Here is a 7,157-nt window from a genome sequence, read left to right as displayed (position 1 = left end):
TGCTCCAGCTGAATTTTGAGGTGGGAGTTTTACTGCCCGTTAATGCGGGATAAAGTGAAACTTTAATCAGTGTTTTATGGGTAGCCCTTCTCCCACAAATGGCCGAATAACTAAATTATAATATGAATATAGTTGAAAATCTTCCTATTTTTCTCAAATATTTTCGGACAACATATCTATTAAATTATATAATAACGACCTTATTTGATATACGATATCGATGTTCTTCAACTTAGTTACAATTATATTCCTAAGTAAATATGTATTTGCCACACTTAAAAACTATATAAATCAAAAAAATTTGGTTAATAAAAATCCCCGTTAACACGGGGATTTTTTCTATTATAATACGTCACGTTTTTGGAATAATACACTTGATGCTACAAGTAATACTGCAAAGTATGCAACTACAAGTAACAATGAAGTTGTAAACGTAAATTCTGTAAATGGTGGTTCTACTCCGCCACTTACTAATTTATTGCTGTCGTAAACACTTAAATTTAAATGGAAGAACACAACAAATTTCGCTACACCTTTTGCAAACATTATTAGCACCATATTAATTGCTCCTTGCAAGAAAAATAGGAACAACGTAATAATTAATGGTAATACAGACTTTCTAAATACGTTTGCCAAGAAAAAGGCAAGAGTTGCAAAGAAGAACGGTGAAAGTACTTGATATAAAATGGACTTCATTATGATTCCTAACGTTAATTCTGTTTTACTACCATCCATTACAATCCCACCAATAATCATTGCGATTAACGTGCTAGCAAATATGATAAATAATATAGTAAGTAACACTGTAATATATTTAGAGAACAAAACTGTAATTCGTTTTCTAGGACGGATTAATAACTGCTTAATTGTACCTTTTTGAAACTCATCAGTAATTGTACGAGAAGCAATCGTAATTCCAAAAATTGTTGCAAACAAGGTAATTAAACCAATCTCTGAACTTACAAAATCTAAATATGATCCTTTAAACTCATGTCCTCCGCCCCATTTCAGCATCGCTAAAACTCCCAAAATCTCCAATGCTGCAATTACACCTATTAAAATATACATACCTTTTTTCGCATGTAACTTCAAAAATTCATTTTGAATTAATTTAAACATTACGCTTTCACTCCCCCTGTAATCGCTAAGAATTCATCCTCTAACGTTTTATTTTGAACAGTAACACCGTATACGAGTACATCAGCATTTACTAGCTCTTTTACAATTTGCGGAATCTCTTCTTTCATTATAGGTGTCACAATTACATTCCCTTGTTCCTTACCTTTAATGATTTCATTTGCTTTCTGAACTTGATCTACTTCAAACGCTACAACTACCGTTTCATCATGCTTCGCTTGTTCATGTAAGTTATACTCTTGCACAAACTCACCTTGCTTTATAATAACGACGCGGTCACACATTAATTCAATTTCACTTAATAAATGACTTGATACAATGACTGCAATATTTTCTTCCTTCGCTAATCGTTGTAAATAGTCACGAATTTGGCGAATACCAGCTGGATCTAATCCATTTGTCGGTTCATCTAAAATTAATATTTTTGGTTGATGAAGTAACGCTTGTGCGATTCCTAGGCGTTGTTTCATTCCAAGTGAATATGTTTTCACCTTTTTATGAATGGCATGCTCTAAATCAACAAGCTTTATAATTTCAGCGATACGCTCTTTACTAATTGGGGTAATTGCCATGTTTGCAAACTGCTTTAAGTTTTGCATTCCTGTCATATAATCATATAGCTCGGGATTTTCTACAATCGCTCCAATTTGCTCTAGCGCCTTTTCACGCTCTGTGCGAATACTATGGCCACAAATTGTAATATCACCTTCTGTCATCGAAATAAGACCTGTCATCATACGAATTGTCATCGTCTTACCACTACCGTTCGGTCCAAGGAACCCGTATACTTCTCCTTCTTGAACCTCAAATGATAAGCCCCGAATAATTTCTGTCTTACCAATCTTTTTTCGAACATTTTCTAATTTCACTACTACGTTTCCCAATGCTGACTCCTCCTTTAGACTTCTAGTTTTTTGTCGATGATATAAGCAATTACATATACTAGTAAGGCACTAACAATTATCATAAAACTTATATTAAACATATTAAATCCATTTTCTTGAAACATATCAATAAACAGATTGTCACTTTCACTACGATATTCTACTCTTCGCAACCCTTGGAAAGCTGGAGCTAATTTCCCTAGCAATGTTGTCACTAAAGTAATCGATATACTTACTATTAGAGAAATAATGACAATCATTATATTTTGTATCTTCTTCTTCTTAGTAAGCAATTTAACGAGAGTAACTGCTAATAAAATTTGTAACACCGCAAATGAAAATTCAAACAAATCACTCATTGTGTATATTAAATTATTTATTATACCTGCTTGCATAACCTCTTTTGCATCTATATATACATACGTCGTAGGAAATGCTAATACATAACCCACATAGAAAAGAATTCCACATATTCCATACCATATAGCCATTACAATAAAAAAGAAGATAAGGATAGAAAAAACATATTGTTTCCCAGATATCGCTGTAACCCGTAGCAATGGATTTGTTAGTAAACGTGAACACGACTTCATCGTTTGTAAAAACATATACAATACATAAAATATGAAGATCATAATAATAAATCCGAATATCGCTTCTTGTTTTATCACAGCTGTTTCACTCTTTTTTACACTCATTTGTGAAAATAAAATCGCTTCAATTAACACAAAAATTAAAAAAGTAACAATATATTTTTTCTTATTCACATTCCATAAATAAGAAAGTAACGACTTCACTTACTAAACACCTCCTTAAACAATTCATGAACTGCTTTCCCTCTCTGAAAACGTAACTCTTCCACATTTTCATACAATACAATTTCTCCATCTTTTAAAAAGATTACTTCATCAAAAATATTTTCAACTTCATTTATTAAATGAGTTGAGATTAGTATCGTACAATCTTCTCTATAAAATTGTAGAATGAGATCCAATACGTGCTCTCTAGAAACGAGATCAATCCCGCCAAGTGGTTCATCCAGTATGTATAACTTCGCTTTTCGAGAAAACGTTAAAATAATTTGAAGCTTTTCAACCATACCTTTTGATAATGCTGTAATTTTTTCTTCTAATGGTATTTTAAATTCCGCAATCGTATCTACTGCTTTTTGAATATCAAAGTCTTTATAAAAATCTCTATAAAAGAATAATGCATCTTTTACAGTCATCCAATCATCAAAGACTGGCTTATCAGACATAAATGAAACGATTTCTTTCGTCTCTAACCCTATTTTTTTACCGTTAATTGCTATGCTACCTTCTGAAGGATGTTGCAAGCCTGCAATCATTTTCAATAACGTCGTTTTCCCGCTCCCGTTATCTCCAACAAGCCCAACGATTTTTCCTTCTGTAATCTCTATGTTTAATTCCCGGATCACCGCTTTCAATCCGTATCGCTTCCATAGATTCTCTATTCTTAATAGCTCTGTCATTCGTTCTCCTCCCTTTTCTTATTTAATGAAGAACGAAGAATTGAAAGAATTTCTTCTTCTGAAAAACCTAAATTGTCCATTCCATCTATAAAAGAATGAAGTAATTCTTTCGCCATATCTTTTCGCAGCTCCATAATTTTCTCCCCTTCATTCGTTACATATCGTCCCATTCCTCTACGTGTTACAACAACTTCATCCCGTTCTAGCTCTTGAAATGTACGTTGAATCGTATTTGGATTTACTTGCAATTCACTCGCTAATTCACGTACGGAGGGAATTTTATCACCAGACAATAAATGTCCTGTTACAATTTCCTTTTTTATGCATTCCATTACTTGAATGTAAATTGGTGTGTTTGGAGAAAACTCGATTTTCATTTTCCCCCTCCTGTCTTAGTGTGTTAGTTAAATAGTACACTAAGACAAATTATATGTAAATACTTACAACATAACTTCCTCGTATTCGCCGAATTTCGAGGTGGGAGTCTTACTGCCCGCAAATAGCGGAATAAAATGTAATAAAAAGGCAGTGTAACTTTTTTCGTTACACTGCCTTCCTGTAATAAAATACAGGTAAATCTATTCTAATTATAGTTTCAATCGTTTGAATTCACATATAACCTTTTGCGAAATTTATTTTACTTTTACTTGAGTTAGCACAGATTTAAACGTATTAATCACTGTATCTACTTCTTCATAACTAATTGTAAGGGATGGTTCAATACGAATTGTTTTTGAGTTAATTAATGTACCCGCAACAAGAATACCTTGATCAAACATCGCCTTTGACACTTCATAACCAATCTCGTCTTTATGGAATTCAATCCCAATCATTAAACCTTGACCACGAATTTCAAAGATTTTATCTTCGTGCCCTTCTGCTGCTTGTTTCAATCCATTCAAGAAATACTCCCCAACTTCCATAGCTCGTTCCGGTAATTTCTCTTCCAATAATACATGAATTGTTGCAATTGCAGCAGCACATGCAAGAGGATTTCCTCCAAATGTTGTTGTATGCATAAATGGATTTTCAAACCAACTTTTGAATACATCTTCTTTCGCAACAATAGCTCCCGCCGGCATTACACCTCCACCAAACGCCTTCGCAAGACAAATAATATCCGGCACTACATCATATAATTCTGCAGCAAACATTTTTCCTGTACGTCCCATTCCAGTTTGTACTTCATCAAAAATAAGGAGTGATCCAAACTCATCACAAAGCTCTCGTACTTGTTTCAAATAATTTTCTGGAGGTAAAATAATACCGCCCTCTCCTTGAATTGGTTCTAAAATAACTGCTGCAACATCTTCTCCTACTAATGCACATGTCTCAAATGTTTTTCTCATCATATCAATGTCGCCAAATGGAACGTGACGAAAACCCGGAATCAATGGTAAGAATGGCTTACGGAACATTCCTTTTGCCGTTCCTGATAAGGAACCAAGACTCTTACCATGGAAGGCACGAGTTGTAGCAATGAAAGTTGTTCGTTCACTATACATTTTTGCTAGTTTTAATGCTGCCTCCACACTTTCTGTACCACTGTTTGTAAAGAAGGAATATTTCAAATCACCCGGTGTAATATCCGCTAAAATCTTTGCAAGCATTGCTCGAAGTGGATCCAGTAAATCCTGACTGTGCAATGCTTGACGTTTTAATTGATCTGTCACAGCTTTTACCACTTTCGGATTACGGTGACCAACATTATAAATTCCAAATCCACCTAAACAGTCAATATATCTTTTACCGTTAATATCCATGAAACAAGATCCTTCATCTGACCATTCTACTGCTGCAAATTGTCCATCTTTTGTTACTGTTTTTCTATAAGCAAGAAAACCAGGGTTTACATGCTCTCTAAATCCATCTACTGTTTCTTTTTGAATCCAGTTCGCCTCTTCTTCAGTAACCTTTTCTTTTTCAATTAACTGTAGTACTTTCGTAATATACTCATTTACATTCGAACCTTTTACATCTTTCTCATTCAATTTATTTTCTACGTTCGTTCCCATCTATTTCACTCCTACATTTTTTTTATTTGCAAACCAGCCTATTGGTTCTACTTCTAGATTTATATTAATCTGCTTAATTTCTTGAAATTCTTCTAAACCAAACGTTCCTAGACTACGACCTATACCACTTTGCTTATATCCGCCCCAAGGTGCCTCATTGTATGTTGGATGATAGCTATTAATCCACGTAATTCCTGCGCGAAGTTTGCGAATCACACGCATTGCTTTTGCACCATCAACTGTAAATACCCCTCCAGCCAAACCATAGTCTGTACCGTTTGCCAACTCAATTGCTTCCTGTTCGTCTTTAAACTTTTGAATTACCACAACAGGACCGAAGATTTCTTCCTGGACAATACGCATATCAGGTTTTACATTGACAAAGACTGTTGGTTCAATAAAGAAACCATCACCTTTTCCATCCTCCATTATTCGTCTACCTCCGCAAGCAACGTTTGCACCTTCGTCTTTCCCAATTTCAATATAACGTAATACTTTTTCCATATGTTCTTGACTTACAAGTGGCCCCATTTCTGATTCTGGATTATCACCAGGCCCAACGTTAATTTGCTGTGCTCGCTCTACAAAACTATTAACAAATTTATCATAAATCTTTTCTTCTACAAGGATTCTTGATCCTGCTGAACATACTTGTCCGCTACCTGCATAAATACCGAATAGAGCATAATCAATAGCGGTCTCAAAATCTGCATCTGCAAAAATAATATTTGGAGATTTCCCTCCAAGTTCTAACGAAATCTTTTTCATATTATCTGCCGCTGTTCTCATAATGTGCTTACCTGTTTTTGTTCCACCTGTAAAGGAAATCATGTCCACTTTATTACTCGCTGCAATTTCATTTCCTACTATTGGACCGGCCCCCATTACCATATTGGCAACACCTTTTGGTAGCCCTACTTTTTCAAGGATTTCGAATAGCTTTGTTGCAGTGATTGGTGTCACTTCAGAAGGTTTAAACACAATTGTATTTCCAGCTGCTAAAGCAGGTGCAATTTTCCATACACTCATCAATAGTGGATAATTCCATGGAACAATTAATCCACAAACACCAACTGGCTCTCTTACAACCATCGCTTGCATCGGATCGGCTACATGATATGTTTGACCATCTGGCTTTGTAATCAATCCGGCATAATAGCGAAAACAAGCCGCTGCATCTCCAATATCTCCTTCTGCCTCACGGTACGTTTTCCCATTATCCATTGTTTCAAGGTATACTAATTCTTCTATATTTTTATCAATTTCATCTGCTATTTTAAATAAATATGATGCCCTTTCAGCAGTGGATGTTTCTGACCAAATTCCACTATCGAAAGCCGCTCTTGCCACTTCTATCGCGTATTTTGCATCCTCAATCGTTCCCTCAGGTGCATATGCTATACCCTTGCCATTCGCAGGGTTAATAATCGTTCTTTTCTCTTGATTACTAGAATCTATCCATTCACCGTTTACATACATTTTTAAATCTAGCACTATATTGAAGCCCCCTTTATCGATCGTTTATATATTTATAAGCAAATTTCATGCCAATATTTAAAATTCAAAGGAATCATACATAAAGTGAAACTTTAATCAGTGGGGGTTTTGTTCATCCCCCACTGATTATTA

Annotated in this window: 7 protein-coding genes; all 7 read right to left on the bottom strand. The window is 34.9% G+C overall.

Annotated features, from left to right (window positions below):
- Positions 1-342 precede the first annotated feature (342 nt).
- Positions 343-1,119, bottom strand: coding sequence for an ABC transporter permease (locus AB3X48_RS14710; protein WP_016104267.1), 777 nt, complete (start codon positions 1,117-1,119; stop codon positions 343-345).
- Entirely contained in the window at positions 1,119-2,021 is a 903-nt protein-coding gene (locus AB3X48_RS14705; protein ID WP_002158711.1) for an ABC transporter ATP-binding protein, read from the bottom strand. The genes AB3X48_RS14710 and AB3X48_RS14705 overlap by 1 nt, the downstream gene beginning before the upstream one ends.
- Positions 2,022-2,035: 14 nt before the next feature.
- Positions 2,036-2,818 (bottom strand): ABC transporter permease, encoded by a 783-nt coding sequence (locus tag AB3X48_RS14700; RefSeq protein ID WP_088098842.1) that lies wholly within the window; start codon positions 2,816-2,818, stop codon positions 2,036-2,038.
- On the bottom strand, positions 2,815-3,513 hold the full coding sequence (locus AB3X48_RS14695) for an ABC transporter ATP-binding protein (protein WP_199715347.1): 699 nt from the start codon (positions 3,511-3,513) through the stop codon (positions 2,815-2,817). Before AB3X48_RS14695 ends, AB3X48_RS14700 begins: the two co-directional genes overlap by 4 nt.
- Positions 3,510-3,890, bottom strand: a complete 381-nt coding sequence (locus AB3X48_RS14690) for a GntR family transcriptional regulator (protein ID WP_002158714.1) — start codon at positions 3,888-3,890, stop codon at positions 3,510-3,512. Before AB3X48_RS14690 ends, AB3X48_RS14695 begins: the two co-directional genes overlap by 4 nt.
- A gap of 255 nt (positions 3,891-4,145) precedes the next feature.
- Positions 4,146-5,528, bottom strand: coding sequence for a putrescine aminotransferase (locus AB3X48_RS14685; protein WP_016104264.1), 1,383 nt, complete (start codon positions 5,526-5,528; stop codon positions 4,146-4,148).
- The gene (locus AB3X48_RS14680; RefSeq protein WP_002158716.1) at positions 5,529-7,022 is read right to left on the bottom strand and encodes an aldehyde dehydrogenase family protein; all 1,494 of its coding nucleotides are present in this window, start codon (positions 7,020-7,022) and stop codon (positions 5,529-5,531) included.
- Between the last annotated feature and the right edge of the window lie 135 nt (positions 7,023-7,157).

It is taken from the genome of Bacillus sp. S4 (genome assembly GCF_040838205.1).
Taxonomy (GTDB): domain Bacteria; phylum Bacillota; class Bacilli; order Bacillales; family Bacillaceae_G; genus Bacillus_A; species Bacillus_A cereus_U.
Note: the sequence above shows the minus strand (reverse complement) of the source record. Positions and strands in the feature narration are given on the sequence as shown.